Here is a 13,911-nt window from a genome sequence, read left to right as displayed (position 1 = left end):
CGCAAATTAAATAACAGTAAAAATAACCATCGCCACAAACAGGACGGTTAAATACTGTAATGAATAAATAAACATCAGCTTTGCCCATCTCAGATCATCCTTCATTTTATATCCAGACAATCCAAGAACAAACCATCCTATATTTAAAATAGTCGCTAAAACAACGAATCCCGTACCGAGTGATGTCATAAAAAACGGAAGCGGCAAGAGAGCCAGCACCCAAATAATCATATGACGCTTCGTAACAGAAAATCCTTTCACTACTGGCAGCATAGGAATGCCGGCGGCTCTGTATTCTTCACAGCGTCGCATAGCCAGTGCATAAAAATGCGGAGGCTGCCAAATAAACATAATTAAAAACAACATCCATGCAACAATATCCAAATTGGGATCAATCGCTGCCCAGCCGATTAATGGCGGCACAGCCCCTGAAATACTCCCAACCACAGTATTACTGACGTGGCGGCGCTTAGACCATATTGAATAAAGTACGACATAACTGAATACACCGATCAAACCAATGAAGCCGGCGGTAATTGTCGTTAAAAACAAAAGTACCGTTCCTACAAAAATGAAAGCGAGTCCAATTGTCACTACTTTCAAATAACTTATATTCCCTGTAACAGTCGGGCGCCCTTTCGTTCTTTCCATCAGCGGATCAATGTCCCGATCAATGAAGTTATTTAAACTGGCAGAGCCCGCAATAATCAGAGATGACCCAAGCAATGTATAAAGAACAGTATCTAGTTGAGATAGAAAGTGCAGGCCGTTAAAAACGATTGCAAGCCACAGTCCTGTAAAAATAGTGATCAAGTTGGAATTGACAATCCCTATTTTAATTAGTGCTAGGAAATCTTTCATAGCTGTCGTTTCTGGAAGTTCGTTTTTTCCCATTGTCGTTGCGGCACGTGACACCTTTTTCCCCCCTCTCATAAAAACAAGCATTCTGTTTTTTAGGAATAAAGAGTGAATCTTTATTCTTCTTTATCAAATAGTACTTGCCTTAGAGAAACCACCGTTCATTCCATATTAAATCATATCATCTTGTTCTTTTGTGAACACATAATGAACTAATTATGTCGAATTTGTGTCCGCTGAGCAAGCACTATTCCTATCGATTTGATTTTATAGGATAATAACAACAGAGGTGTTAAAGACCCCTTCTGCCAATTCTATAAAAATAAAGAAATAAACATATGGTCTCTTCTACATATTAAGAATAACATTTCCAAATAATTTTACAAGTTGTCTTTTATTATCATCTTCTGTATTATCGAGAAGGTGAACTCTTTTATAATTCTCTGTCGCAATACATATAAGTAGGTGAAAAACATGCAACGCTCTTTAAAATGGCTGGCGGTTTTGACAACTTTCGGCATGCTTCTCGTCCTGCTGGGCGGTGCCTTAGTGACAAAAACCGACTCAGGCCTCGGATGCGGAAGAGAATGGCCGCTATGCCATGGGCAGTTAATTCCTGATAATATCACGATAGAAACCATTATTGAATTATCTCACCGGGCCGTTTCCGGCGGTGTCGGCCTGCTTGTAGCAGCCTTATCTATTCTTTCCTGGCGGTCGATCGGTCATAAGCGCGAAACGAAATTTTTAGTGATTATGTCCGTTTTCTTTTTAGTTGCCCAAGCTTTGATTGGAGCAGCCGCTGTTAAATGGGGACAGAGCGACTTTGTCCTTGCTCTTCATTTCGGCATCTCGCTTATTTCCTTTGCTGCTGTACTGCTGCTGACTCTTTTAATCTTTGAAGTCGATCAGAAATTCGATGCATCTTCGTTAGTTATTGACAATCAAATGAAATGGCATACTATCGGTGTCACACTTTATAGCTATTTAGTCGTCTATACAGGTGCTCTTGTAAGACATACAAATGCCAGCTTAACTTGTCCGGATTGGCCATTTTGTGTAAATAGCAGTCCATTCCTTTCACTTAATACATATCAAGGAATCCAAATGGGCCACCGTCTTGCTGCCGGCTTAATTTTCATCTGGATCGCCTATATAACCTTCAAGGCGGTCAAGCATCATAGAAACCAGCGCGTTATTTTTTGGGGGTGGATTGTTGCTTTTACCCTTGTGTCTCTTCAGGTAATGTCTGGCGCAATTATTATTTTTACTAGAGTAAATCTTTATGTAGCATTAGCACATGCTTTATTTATCTCTTGCCTATTTGGCTTATTGTGTTATTTCATCCTTCTTGTTTCCAGAAGTAAAATCAATGAGAAAAGCATAACTAAAACTGGATAAAAAAAGAAGCAGGCCTAAGCCGCTTCTTTTTTTTTATCTTTCCAATTCGATCAACAAATCTCCTGTTGAGATTGCTTCACCGTTTTGAACATGGATATTTTTAATTGTTCCTGAAAATGGTGCCTGCACAGTAGTTTCCATTTTCATTGCTTCTGTAATCATTAAATGATCTCCTTGAACAACTTTTTCTCCCCGCTCGACCAATACTTTGATAACCGTACCAGGCATCGTCGCAGCAAGATGGCTGTCGTTTTTAGGATCGGCTTTGAGTTTTGAAACAACGGAAGACTTCACATTTTCGTCTTTAATAATGACCTCACGCGGCTGACCATTTAGCTCAAAATAAACAACACGTGTCCCGTCTGCTTGCGGCTGTCCAATGGATACAAGCTTGACAATTAATGTTTTCCCGGTTTCAATTTCAACCTCAATCTCTTCACCTAGACGCATCCCGTATAAGAACGTTGGTGTATCTAGGGCAGATATATCACCGAACTGATCGATGGTTTTCGTATATTCCATGAACACTTTCGGATATAATGCATAGGCAATGACATCATGATCTGTTATTTGACGCCCCAGCTCTTTATAAAGCTCACCACGCAGCGCTTCAAAGTCAACTTCCTTCAAGAGTTCACCCGGACGAACAGTAAGTGGCTCTTTTCCTTTTAAAATCACTTCTTGCAGCTGTTGCGGGAATCCCCCGGACGGCTGGCCTAAATACCCTTCAAACAACTCAATGACCGAATCGGGAAAATCAATCTTCTCCCCTTTCATCAATACCTCTTCTTCTGTCAAATCGTTTTGCACCATAAACAGCGCCATGTCGCCGACGACTTTCGAAGATGGTGTCACTTTCACAATATCTCCAAACATTAAGTTAACACGGCTGTACATGTCTTTTACTTCTTCCCACCGATTGCCAAGCCCTACCGCTTTTGCTTGCTGCTGCAGGTTGCTGTATTGTCCTCCAGGCATTTCATGTTTATACACTTCTGTATGCGGTGCAATCATTCCACTTTCAAAATCTTGGTAATATTTACGAACTCCTTCCCAATATTGAGATAACTTTTCCAAAGATTCAATATCCACTAAAGGTGCTCTCTCTGTTCCTTTCAACGCATAATAAAGCGTATTGACACTCGGCTGTGACGTTAAGCCTGCCATCGCACTTAATGCTGTATCAACAATATCTACACCTGCTTCGATTGCTTTTGCATACATGTAAATACCATTTCCGCTCGTATCATGCGTATGAAGGTGAATAGGGACATCTACCGTTGCTTTCAACTCGGAAATTAATCGATAGGCAGCCTGCGGCTTTAATAAACCAGCCATGTCTTTGATGCAAAGAATGTGCGCGCCTTGATGTTCCAATTCTTTTGCCATCTCTTTATAATAACGAATATCATACTTTGTCCGGGTTGGATCCTCAATGTCACCTGTATAACAAATGGCTGCTTCAGCAATCTTTCCTGTCTGACGCACAGCATCAATGGCCGTTTCCATTCCCTTCACCCAGTTTAAACTGTCAAAAATCCGGAAGACATCAATACCAGCATCCGCAGATTGATGGACAAATTCACGAATTACATTGTCCGGGTAATTTGTATAGCCGACAGCATTAGATGCCCGAAGAAGCATTTGAAACAACACATTAGGCACTTGTTCTCTCAATGTAATGAGACGCTTCCACGGGTCCTCTTTCAAAAAGCGATATGACACGTCAAATGTGGCACCTCCCCACATTTCAAGTGAGAATAAGTTAGGCAGCAGCTTAGAAGTCGGTTCTGCAATACGGGCTAAATCGCTTGTCCGCACACGAGTCGCAAGCAGCGATTGATGAGCGTCACGAAACGTCGTATCCGTCAAAAGAACGTCAGGACGGGATTTGATCCAATCAACAAGTCCGTCCGCTCCTTTTTGATCAAGAATCTGCTTTGTACCGGAAGCAGCTTTCTCTATTGAAGAGATATTCGGAATAAATGTTTTATCAAAGATCGGCTTTTTCCTTTTTTCAACTCCTGGAAAACCATTAATTGTCACATTTCCAATATAATTTAGCATTTTTGTTCCGCGGTCTTTTCTCTTCGGGAAAATAAACAGTTCTGGTGTTGTATCAATAAAAGACGTATCGTAATGGCCTGAAATAAAGTTTTCATGACGCATTACATTTTCTAAAAATGGAATATTCGTTTTAATGCCACGAATACGAAACTCTTGTAAATTACGCACCATTTTTGAAGCCGCCTGTTCAAATGTCAACGCCCATGTGGAGACTTTTACAAGCAAAGAATCGTAATAAGGAGTAATAATAGATCCCTGGAATCCATTCCCTGCATCTAAACGGACACCAAAACCGCCTCCTGAACGATAAGCCATAATTTTTCCTGTATCAGGCATGAAGTCATTCAATGGATCTTCTGTCGTGACACGCGACTGAATCGCATATCCATGGATCACGATCTCTTCCTGTTTAGGAATGCCTACTTGTTTACTATGTAAAGCGTGGCCTTCCGCAATTAAAATCTGCGACTGAACAATATCAATCCCTGTCACCATTTCCGTAATTGTATGCTCCACTTGCACACGCGGATTTACTTCAATAAAATAAAATTCATTTCCAGCTACGAGAAACTCCACTGTACCCGCATTTAAATAATCGACATTCTTCATTAGTTCTACAGCTGCTTCACAAATAGAATTGCGCAAATTTTCAGATAAAGAAACGCATGGAGCTACCTCTACAACTTTCTGATGACGTCTCTGTACAGAGCAGTCTCTTTCAAATAAGTGGACAATATTGCCTTCATGGTCTCCAAGAATTTGTACCTCAATATGTTTTGGATTTTGAACAAACTTTTCTACGTATACTTCGCTATTGCCAAAAGCGGCTTTTGCTTCTGACTTTGCGCGCTCATAAGCTTCCCTTACATCTTCAACACTATTCACAATCCGCATACCGCGGCCGCCGCCGCCTAGTGCAGCTTTGATCATGAGAGGAAAACCATGCTCTCTTCCAAATGAAATAACTTCCTCTAAGTCAGCTACCGGCCCATCTGTGCCTGGGATGACAGGGATATTTGCATTTTGCGCTTGGATTCTCGCTTTTACTTTGTCGCCAAACATATCTAGATGCTTAGACTTGGGACCAATGAAAATAATCCCTTCTTCTTCACATCGTTTTGAAAATTCGAGATTTTCTGACAAAAAACCATACCCTGGATGGATAGCATCTACTTCTGCCTGCTTAGCAACTTTAATAATATTTTCAATATCAAGATAAGCATCGATTGGCTTTTTCCCTTTACCAACTAGGTAAGCCTCGTCCGCTTTATAACGATGGTAAGACCCTGAATCTTCTTTAGAATAAATAGCTACTGTGCGGATATTTAGTTCTGTACAAGCACGAAACACCCGAATAGCAATTTCCCCCCTGTTTGCCACTAGCACTTTACTAATTTTTCTCATGTTCATCTCTCCCCTATCATATGAGTAAATATATAAAAAAAAGTTGTCCCATAAGCATATAGCCATTTACTTTGGGACAGCTTTTTACTTACTAGAAAAAACAGCTGCTATTTTTTATAAAGGTTTTCATATTTAACAAACATCGAAATGTTAACGAGGACCCCTAGAGAAACAGACAACAAAATAAGAGAAGATCCTCCATAGCTGATGAATGGCAATGTAACACCCGTAATCGGGATCAAACCTGTCACTCCGCCTAAATTAATCAGTGATTGAATAGCAATCATGCTGGAAATACCGACTGCCATCATTGATCCGAATGGGTCGCTGCATTTGATCGACGTATAAATCCCTTTCAACACAATGAAGCTCAAGCCCCCAATAACGATGAGAACACCTAATACTCCCAGCTCTTCCGCAATAACAGCCATGATGAAATCTGTATGAGGCTCAGGTAAATAGCCGAGCTTTTGAATACCTTGACCAAGACCTCTTCCTATGACTCCGCCTGAACCAATGGCAAGATACGAATTGACAAGATGATACCCATCTCCTTCTTGATATTCAAAAGGTTCCAGATAACCGGTAATCCGGCTCATTTTTTCTTCTGTGAAAATCTGATCTTTTTTTAAAAGAATAAGCGGTGAAAGGATCAAAGCAGCCATCATGCCAAGCAGGACAAGCTTCCACATACTTTTAAACTTCATACCGGAAGAAATAATAATCGTACATCCTATGACAAAGATAATAAAGGCTGTACCAAAATCCGGTTCAGCAGCAATTAACATACATAAGAAAACTAATAAAATAATCGGCGGAATAACCCCTTTATTGAACGAATTAATATAATTTTGCTTTTTAGCATAAATCGCCGACATATAAATAATAATGACCAGCTTAGCAAATTCTGAAGGCTGCAAATTAAAGCCTCCAAGACGTATCCAGCTTCTAGCATTATTTGAGATCGTTCCAAAAAACGCAAGGATACAAAGCAATCCAACAATGCCTGCTATCATAATAAATAGAAATTTACTGTTTTTATAGGCTTTGTACGGAAACGCAGCAGCTATGAAAAAGAAAAATGAGGCAATCATTATATGAATCTTTTGTTTATTGTAGAAGTAATCACTTGCCACTTCATAGCGCTGCACAGCTGTCACAGAGCTAGCACTGTACACCATCATCAATCCGAATAAACAAAGCAGAATAAAGGCTGCTATGAGTGAATAATCGTATGATTTAATTATTTTTTTCCACATATTAATCTTCCTATCTTTTACATCTTACAGCACGGCGTGTCCATATTCAGATTGCATCCTTTTGTGTAAGGTGCGTTATAGAAGGCTATTGAGTTTTGACGCATCCCGGCTCTTTCGGCTTCATGAACAGACATGTGGAACTTCCGTTTCAGACGAAGTGAGTAGAAACTTGTTTGATCCATAGCATCGTTTAACACGGCCTTTATGTAAAAAAACTCAAACATCCATATGAATTGTTTGAGTTTTTTGATCGTTTATTCTCGAGTGGATGCTTCATGGAGAGCTGACAGTTCCCGTTCAAGTGAATCAATCAGTTCCTTTCCATCTTTCTCATCCACTAGACCTAAACGAATCGCAAAATCTATTTCACGGGATAAGCCAAACATCTGAGTATCCAGCACTTCTTCATAAAGAGGGCACTGGGGCATCGTCAAGTTGTCCATTTGAACCTTTATAAGACGCAAGATTTTCTCTGCATCTGTTTCTAATAGAGAGTAGGCTTTTTCCCTGTGAGTCACTGTTAATTCAGATGTCATATCTAACCCCCCTGTTCAGCACAATAAATTGAATGTATCTTATAAAATTTTATCGTTAATGTAACTAATTTGCAAGGAATTTCGAATTTATCTCCTGACAAGAAAAGATTGTAGCGCTATAATTTATATGTAACGTCAATTTAGACAAGGGAGCGAACCCGATGAATACAATTATACCAATTAAGGGGAAAGTCACATTTCCGCTGACTTTAGATCCAGGAGTATGGATTTTTGATGACCGACGTATAGACTTAAATACATATTTTGACACGGAGAGGAGCGGCGGCTTGTCCACAGACGAGGAGTATACAAAAAGCATCTCTAAATTCTGGGATAAAGAAATCCAGGAAGGTGCAGTGTTTCCACCAACGATTCAATCTGAAAAAAAATACGAAAAGGAAAAGATACTTACTGGTACATTCGGTATTCCCTTTGATCCATTCTTAAAGAATGCTGAGCCAGATCCGGCTGCTCAAGACATTATAATCGAAACAGCCCACGGGGAAGTGTTATGGCCTATCGAGCAGGCAGATGAAATGATTCTTGCTTTTTCCAAAGAGGGAAAGCCGCTTCGAGAAGATGGGCCAGTACACGTTCTTTGGAAAGATGGTTCCAATCGGAATAATCCTATTGTGCGGGTGAAAGCTTTCCGTATTGAATAAAATGGGTATAGTATGGAAAAGAGGTTAACCCAAACAAAAACGCCGTCCCCCGCCGACAATATACCGTATGTTGTCGGCCGGGACATCCTCTTTTGAATCGACCTCTTTTCAGTACTTATAAAATGTCTGCAGCTAACTGGGCGAGCCCCGAACGCTCCCCTTTCATTAATTTAATGTGACCTGAAACAGCTTGATCTTTAAACTTTTCAATAGCATAGGTCAATCCGTTATTATATTCATCTAAATACGGATGATCAATCTGAGCTGTATCTCCCATTAATACAATTTTACTTTCCTCTCCCACCCGCGTCAAAATGGTTTTCACTTCATGTTTCGTTAAATTTTGTGCTTCATCAATAATAATGTATTGTTCCGGGATGCTTCTGCCCCGTATATAAGTGAGTGCTTCTACTTCGACCGAATTCAGTCCCGCCAGAATATGATCAATTTCCCCTGGTTTTTTCGTATTAAATAAATATTCAAGGTTATCATAAATAGGCTGAATCCATGGCCGTAACTTTTCTTGCTTTTCACCTGGTAAATAACCGATGTCTTTTCCGACAGGAATAATGGGACGTGCCACCAGAAGCTTCTTAAACAGCTTTAAATCTTCTGTCTGTAAAAGTCCGGCAGCAAGAGCAACGAGTGTTTTTCCGGTTCCTGCTTTTCCCGCCATAGTAACAAGTGGAATGTCAGGTCTCATTAATAATTCAATCGCCATCATTTGCTGAACGTTTCGCGGTTTAATTCCCCACACGATATCTTCATCGTGCCGCAGTTTTCTGAGCGTTTTTGCGCTGGCATCCACCATGCCGACAGCCGAGGAAGAACCGCCCAGAGCGTCTTTCATTATGAGGAATTGATTCGGGTAAAATGGATGGTGAGCGATTTCAGAAAGCGGCAATTCCCCTTTTTGATAAAATAAATCCAGCACTTCTTTCGATACGTATATTTCTAAAAAACCTCTATAGATATCGCTCATTTCTATGACACGGTCACTTAAAAAGTCTTCGGCCTGCAAGCCGATCGCATCTGCTTTTACCCGAACGAGCGTATCTTTACTAACCAAAATAACTGACCGCCCGTTTTCTTTGGCTTCTTCCTCGACGGATAAGTTCTTTGCTACTGCTAAAATTCGGTTATCATTTGTTTTTTCTACGAATACGTCCTGAAACTTTTGAAAAGACCGGTGATTCAGTTCAATTCTAAGACTTCCGCCGTTCTCTAATTTGATGCTTTCGTGCAGCTTGCCCTTTTCACGCATTTTATCAATTAATTTCGATACAAGCCTAGCGTTCCTTCCAATTTCATCCATATAACGCTTCTTTGAATCCAATTCTTCAAGTACAACTGCCGGTATTACGATTTCATTATCTTCAAAAGAATACATGGCATATGGATCTTGCAACAGAACATTAGTATCTAGCACATAAATTTTACTCAACGACACGCCTCCTGCTTCGTTCATCTTTTTTTATTATATGAAAAAGAGCGATGCTGCGTTCAACGGTAAGGCAAAGGCTGATAAAAATATATGTGTGCATGAATAAGAATAGAAGAAAATCACAAAATATAAATAGTTGCAGGGATTTTATTTATCAACCGAAGAGGTGACAAACATGAAACGTATTCTCCCCATTCTCATGATCGCTCTTCTTTTCGGATGCGCTCAAAAAGAACAAATGGGGTTTAACACAGAAGCGAACAAAACGGACCAGGCACTTTATAAAGTACGAGTGGATAACAGCGATCCAGAAAATAAGCAGAGAATTTCTATGCGTGAAGCTAGCCGCCGTCTGGCAGACACCGCCCAGCAAATGCCGGGAGTGAATGATGCTGCTGCGGTTTCTTGGGGACGATATGCCATTGTTGGGATCGATGTCGATGCTGACTTGGATCGTTCAGAAGTCGGCTCAATCAAATACACAGTCGCTGAAGGGCTGAAACATCAGCCTTATGGTGCTAATGCGGTAGTCGTCGCTGATCCTGACTTATATGCGCGCGTCAAAGAAATTGGACAGGATATTGAAAATGGCCGGCCGCTGCAAGGCTTGGCCAATGAACTGGCCGATATTGCCGGCCGCGCCATGCCTGAGGTGCCTGGTGATTTAATCGAGCCTGAGACAAAAAGGCCTACAGAGAAGCCAAAAGAAAAGCTATCTCCGGCTGAACAGCAAAATTTAGAACAACAACAAGAAGAACAATCAAATCATCAAAAATAGGCAGGTACACACAGAGATCAAGAATTGTGGATGGTCATTCTCATTGAAGATCCTTCAACAAAAGGAGCTGGATATTATGAATCAGCTCCTCTTTTTAACGCTTCCAGTACTTGATCATCTAATTTTTTTGCGGCTTGTTCATCGTACGTTTTTTCATGTTTCGGTTCAATAATGATTTTCGATCCGTAAAACATGACATCTCGAATTTCCGACACATGAATTTCTATAATAGCCGTTTGAACAGGCACACCAGCCGCTTTTTCTGTAAGAATTGTCCCTGTTCCTGATATGGCATAAGCAGATTCATTCGCTAATAAATGAATGGCGGCAGCAGGATTGTGCTTAAGATTATTCACCATACGTGAACGGCCGTCTACAGCGATGCGTAACGTTTTTTCATCAAATGCACGAATCCAGGAAATAGCATGAATAGCGGGTCCCCCAGATTCCTTATCAATCGTAGCAATCGTAACCAGGCGGTCTTCCTGTAAAGCGTCAAATAAGGCAGGTACCAAATACGTTTCCACTCTATTAGCCAAATTCATCTCCTCCCTTTCTTTTATTATACATGATCACACGGCCTCTGCCGAACTTTTCCACTTCTTTTTCCATCACGTGAAGACTCCTTTTCCCAACTCGTGATATAATGAATGAAAAATATTGGAGGTAGCTGAAATGAGAGTTAAATGTATTTTATGCGAAAAAGTTGAAAAAATTGATGATCAGCTGCTCATTGCCAAAAAACTGCGAAACCGGCCAATCCATACATATATGTGTACCGATTGTAATGAACGAATAGCGAAGAAAACACAAGAACGGATTGCAACTGGCAAATTTCATGTTTACCGTTCGGGCAAAGAGCCGCAGACGTTATAAACATACCGCTCGATAATAGGTAAAAGACCACATAAAAAACTGCATCTTCAATAGAGATGCAGTTTCAATGTGGTCTTTTTAGTTTTGATTCTCTTCTTTGTGCGTTTTTAATCTAAACTTATAAATACCCAGCACTAATGCTGCTGCGATCAAGCTTTCGACAACAGGAAGCTGGTACGATAGAATCAACAGAAGCAATGATCCTACAATTAGCACTGCATATACAATAATGTTTTTTGCTACAGATAATTTCTTGGCAAAACCGAGATTGTAGACAAGAACACAAAGCACAATAATGGCCAGCCAGTAGATTCTGACCGCCCAGACAGCATCTACTCCTTGAATCAATATTCTAAGCAGCGGGCTGACGTGTTCTAACCCTTCCACTCCCCATCTCCCCCTTATAAGTTACATTTCCTCGTACTTTTTCTTTTTGGCTGCTCTCTCCCGTTCGTTTTTGTCGAGTATTTGTTTACGCAGACGAATAGATTGTGGTGTGATCTCACAGTATTCATCATCATTTAAATACTCTAATGCTTCTTCTAAAGACATAATGCGCGGCTTCTTCATCGTTGTTGTTTGTTCTTTCGTAGCAGAGCGCACGTTCGTTGCCTGCTTAACCTTTGTAATATTTACAGTTAAGTCATTTTCACGCGTATGCTCTCCAACAATCATTCCACCATAAATTTCCGTTCCCGGCTCTACAAAAATAGTTCCGCGGTCTTCTACTTGCATAATTCCATATTGAGAAGCTTTTCCAGCTTCCATAGAAACAAGCACACCTTGGCGGCGGCCGCCTACTCTTCCTGGCTGCATCGGCTGATAACTGTCAAACGTGTGGTTAATAATTCCATAACCGCGAGTCATCGTTAGGAATTCTGTTGTATATCCAATTAATCCACGGGCAGGCACCATAAAGATCAAGCGAACTTGACCGTTTCCGTTATTAATCATATCAAGCATTTCGCCTTTACGCGAGCCTAATGATTCAATAATAGAACCCGTATATTCTTCCGGCACATCAATTTGAACACGCTCAACCGGCTCACAGCGCACACCATCTATTTCTTTTACGATTACTTGGGGCTTTGATACTTGAATTTCATATCCTTCACGGCGCATATTTTCCAGCAGGATCGATAAGTGAAGCTCACCACGTCCAGATACAACCCATGCATCTGGTGAATCTGTGTTTTCCACCCGCAAGCTCACATCTGTTTCCAGCTGTGCTTCAAGCCGCTCTTGAATTTTTCTAGAAGTAACAAATTTCCCTTCACGTCCGGCGAATGGGCTGTTATTAACAAGGAAAGTCATTTGTAATGTCGGCTCATCGATATGAAGAACAGGAAGAGCCTCCTGATAATCGACCGGACATACTGTTTCACCAACGTTAATATCTTCCATACCTGATACGGCAATTAAATCTCCCGCACTCGCTTCTTGAATTTCGATCCGTTTCAATCCCATAAAACCAAATAGTTTTGTGACGCGGAATTGTTTGACTGTTCCATCAATTTTCATGAGTGCGACCTGCTCGCCTACTTTAATCGTTCCTCGGAACACCCGGCCAATCCCTATACGGCCGACATAATCATTATAATCAAGTAATGATACCTGGAATTGAAGCGGTTCATCACTGTTATCTATCGGTGAAGGAACATGTTCGATAATCGCATCGAATAATGATTCCATGTTTTCATCTTGTTTATCTGGAGTTGTGCTAGATGTTCCATTAATGCCTGAAGCATAAACAACTGGGAATTCAAGCTGTTCGTCATTTGCGTCAAGTTCAATGAAAAGCTCCAACACTTCGTCCACTACTTCTTCTGGGCGGGCAAAATCACGGTCAATCTTATTCACAACAACGATTGGACGCAAGTTTTGTTCAAGTGCTTTTTTTAGTACAAAACGCGTTTGCGGCATACAGCCTTCATAAGCATCGACAACGAGCAAGACGCCATCAACCATTTTCATAATCCGTTCAACTTCCCCGCCAAAGTCCGCGTGTCCTGGAGTATCTAAAATGTTGATTTTTGTATCTCTATATTGTATTGCTGTATTCTTTGCTAAGATTGTAATTCCGCGTTCTCTTTCAATATCGCCTGAATCCATCGCCCGCTCTTCTATATGTTCATTGCTTCTGAAGCTTCCTGATTGTTTAAGCAGCTGATCAACAAGTGTTGTTTTTCCGTGGTCAACGTGGGCAATGATCGCAATATTTTTTAAATCATTTCTTGTATTCAAATTAGTTCCTCCTGACTAATAAAAGCCTTCAATTCATGAAAGTCGCTTCCGTAACTGAATTATTATATCACAAGTGTTAATGAATTCCTAACTCTTATTAAAGGTTTCTCTGTTCCTAAAAATTTTGTACAATAAGGGAAAAGGGAGGAACAAATCGTGAAAGAAATAAAATGGATATTTTTATTATTCGCTATTGCCGCTGCATCATGCATGATTGGAATGGGGATTGCTATAGGAGAAAAAAGCCTTCTAGGCCTCATTTTCTGCATCGTAGCTCTGATCGCTATTATGGGATTCGGCTTTTCCACAAAAGCAAAAATGAGAAGGGCTGGAAAACTGTAACGATGATACATTAGCATTCTGAATGCAGGGCTTCCCCAAA

At 40.6% G+C, this 13,911-nt stretch carries 13 protein-coding genes; 5 read left to right on the top strand and 8 right to left on the bottom strand.

Translation table 11 applies throughout. The annotated features are described in order from the left end of the window. Window positions 1–6 precede the first annotated feature (6 nt). A complete protein-coding gene (gene cyoE / locus QYG89_RS04175) occupies window positions 7–933 on the bottom strand; it encodes a heme o synthase (RefSeq protein WP_404314882.1) in 927 nt (308 codons plus the stop codon). Window positions 934–1,332: 399 nt separating this feature from the next. Between cyoE and QYG89_RS04170 the strand changes: the two genes are divergently transcribed. Beyond that, complete coding sequence (locus QYG89_RS04170) at window positions 1,333–2,259, top strand: COX15/CtaA family protein (RefSeq protein ID WP_404314880.1); 927 nt, start codon at window positions 1,333–1,335, stop codon at window positions 2,257–2,259. A 33-nt stretch (window positions 2,260–2,292) separates the two neighbouring features. Here QYG89_RS04170 and pyc read toward each other — a convergent pair whose 3' ends face one another. From pyc to QYG89_RS04155, 3 genes are all read right to left on the bottom strand, one after another. Next, window positions 2,293–5,730, bottom strand: coding sequence for a pyruvate carboxylase (gene pyc, locus QYG89_RS04165; protein WP_404314878.1), 3,438 nt, complete (start codon window positions 5,728–5,730; stop codon window positions 2,293–2,295). A 107-nt stretch (window positions 5,731–5,837) separates the two neighbouring features. Beyond that, the gene (locus QYG89_RS04160) at window positions 5,838–6,989 is read right to left on the bottom strand and encodes an FtsW/RodA/SpoVE family cell cycle protein (RefSeq protein WP_404314876.1); all 1,152 of its coding nucleotides are present in this window, start codon (window positions 6,987–6,989) and stop codon (window positions 5,838–5,840) included. A gap of 254 nt (window positions 6,990–7,243) precedes the next feature. After that, window positions 7,244–7,525 carry a YlaN family protein gene (locus QYG89_RS04155; RefSeq protein WP_404314874.1) on the bottom strand — a complete coding sequence of 94 codons (282 nt, stop codon included), beginning with the start codon at window positions 7,523–7,525 and terminating at the stop codon, window positions 7,244–7,246. 161 nt (window positions 7,526–7,686) lie between these two features. Here QYG89_RS04155 and QYG89_RS04150 point away from each other — a divergent pair, with 161 nt between their 5' ends. Beyond that, window positions 7,687–8,187 carry a molybdopterin-binding protein gene (locus QYG89_RS04150; RefSeq protein WP_404314872.1) on the top strand — a complete coding sequence of 167 codons (501 nt, stop codon included), beginning with the start codon at window positions 7,687–7,689 and terminating at the stop codon, window positions 8,185–8,187. Between the two features lie 115 nt (window positions 8,188–8,302). Here the strand turns inward: QYG89_RS04150 and QYG89_RS04145 are convergent, their stop codons facing one another. Beyond that, on the bottom strand, window positions 8,303–9,631 hold the full coding sequence (locus QYG89_RS04145; protein ID WP_404314870.1) for a PhoH family protein: 1,329 nt from the start codon (window positions 9,629–9,631) through the stop codon (window positions 8,303–8,305). Window positions 9,632–9,806: 175 nt separating this feature from the next. Between QYG89_RS04145 and QYG89_RS04140 the strand changes: the two genes are divergently transcribed. After that, complete coding sequence (locus tag QYG89_RS04140; protein ID WP_404314868.1) at window positions 9,807–10,409, top strand: YhcN/YlaJ family sporulation lipoprotein; 603 nt, start codon at window positions 9,807–9,809, stop codon at window positions 10,407–10,409. A 74-nt stretch (window positions 10,410–10,483) separates the two neighbouring features. Here the strand turns inward: QYG89_RS04140 and QYG89_RS04135 are convergent, their stop codons facing one another. Beyond that, the gene (locus tag QYG89_RS04135) at window positions 10,484–10,954 is read right to left on the bottom strand and encodes a pyridoxamine 5'-phosphate oxidase family protein (protein WP_404314866.1); all 471 of its coding nucleotides are present in this window, start codon (window positions 10,952–10,954) and stop codon (window positions 10,484–10,486) included. A 130-nt stretch (window positions 10,955–11,084) separates the two neighbouring features. On the opposite strand from QYG89_RS04135, the gene QYG89_RS04130 reads away from it, so the two are divergent. Continuing rightward, complete coding sequence (locus QYG89_RS04130; protein ID WP_404314864.1) at window positions 11,085–11,285, top strand: YlaI family protein; 201 nt, start codon at window positions 11,085–11,087, stop codon at window positions 11,283–11,285. Between the two features lie 78 nt (window positions 11,286–11,363). On the opposite strand, the gene QYG89_RS04125 is transcribed toward QYG89_RS04130, so the two are convergent. Both QYG89_RS04125 and typA read right to left on the bottom strand, forming a co-directional pair. Continuing rightward, a complete protein-coding gene (locus QYG89_RS04125) occupies window positions 11,364–11,672 on the bottom strand; it encodes a YlaH-like family protein (protein ID WP_404314862.1) in 309 nt (102 codons plus the stop codon). Window positions 11,673–11,693: 21 nt separating this feature from the next. After that, window positions 11,694–13,529 (bottom strand): translational GTPase TypA, encoded by a 1,836-nt coding sequence (gene typA, locus QYG89_RS04120; RefSeq protein ID WP_404314860.1) that lies wholly within the window; start codon window positions 13,527–13,529, stop codon window positions 11,694–11,696. Between the two features lie 156 nt (window positions 13,530–13,685). On the opposite strand from typA, the gene QYG89_RS04115 reads away from it, so the two are divergent. Further along, on the top strand, window positions 13,686–13,871 hold the full coding sequence (locus QYG89_RS04115; RefSeq protein WP_404314858.1) for a YlaF family protein: 186 nt from the start codon (window positions 13,686–13,688) through the stop codon (window positions 13,869–13,871). Window positions 13,872–13,911: the final 40 nt, after the last annotated feature.

This window comes from Bacillus lumedeiriae (genome assembly GCF_044891285.1).
Classification (GTDB): domain Bacteria; phylum Bacillota; class Bacilli; order Bacillales; family Domibacillaceae; genus Pseudobacillus; species Pseudobacillus lumedeiriae.
This window is presented reverse-complemented; position numbering and strand designations above follow the sequence as displayed.

Excerpts from the sequence above, each read along its gene's own strand:
- cyoE (WP_404314882.1), bottom strand. The coding sequence starts at position 933 with ATGAGAGGGGGGAAAAAGGTGTCACGTGCCGCAACGACAATGGGAAAA.
- QYG89_RS04170 (WP_404314880.1), top strand. The coding sequence starts at position 1,333 with ATGCAACGCTCTTTAAAATGGCTGGCGGTTTTGACAACTTTCGGCATG.
- pyc (WP_404314878.1), bottom strand. The coding sequence starts at position 5,730 with ATGAGAAAAATTAGTAAAGTGCTAGTGGCAAACAGGGGGGAAATTGCT.
- QYG89_RS04160 (WP_404314876.1), bottom strand. The coding sequence starts at position 6,989 with ATGTGGAAAAAAATAATTAAATCATACGATTATTCACTCATAGCAGCC.
- QYG89_RS04155 (WP_404314874.1), bottom strand. The coding sequence starts at position 7,525 with ATGACATCTGAATTAACAGTGACTCACAGGGAAAAAGCCTACTCTCTA.
- QYG89_RS04150 (WP_404314872.1), top strand. The coding sequence starts at position 7,687 with ATGAATACAATTATACCAATTAAGGGGAAAGTCACATTTCCGCTGACT.
- QYG89_RS04140 (WP_404314868.1), top strand. The coding sequence starts at position 9,807 with ATGAAACGTATTCTCCCCATTCTCATGATCGCTCTTCTTTTCGGATGC.
- QYG89_RS04135 (WP_404314866.1), bottom strand. The coding sequence starts at position 10,954 with ATGAATTTGGCTAATAGAGTGGAAACGTATTTGGTACCTGCCTTATTT.
- QYG89_RS04130 (WP_404314864.1), top strand. The coding sequence starts at position 11,085 with ATGAGAGTTAAATGTATTTTATGCGAAAAAGTTGAAAAAATTGATGAT.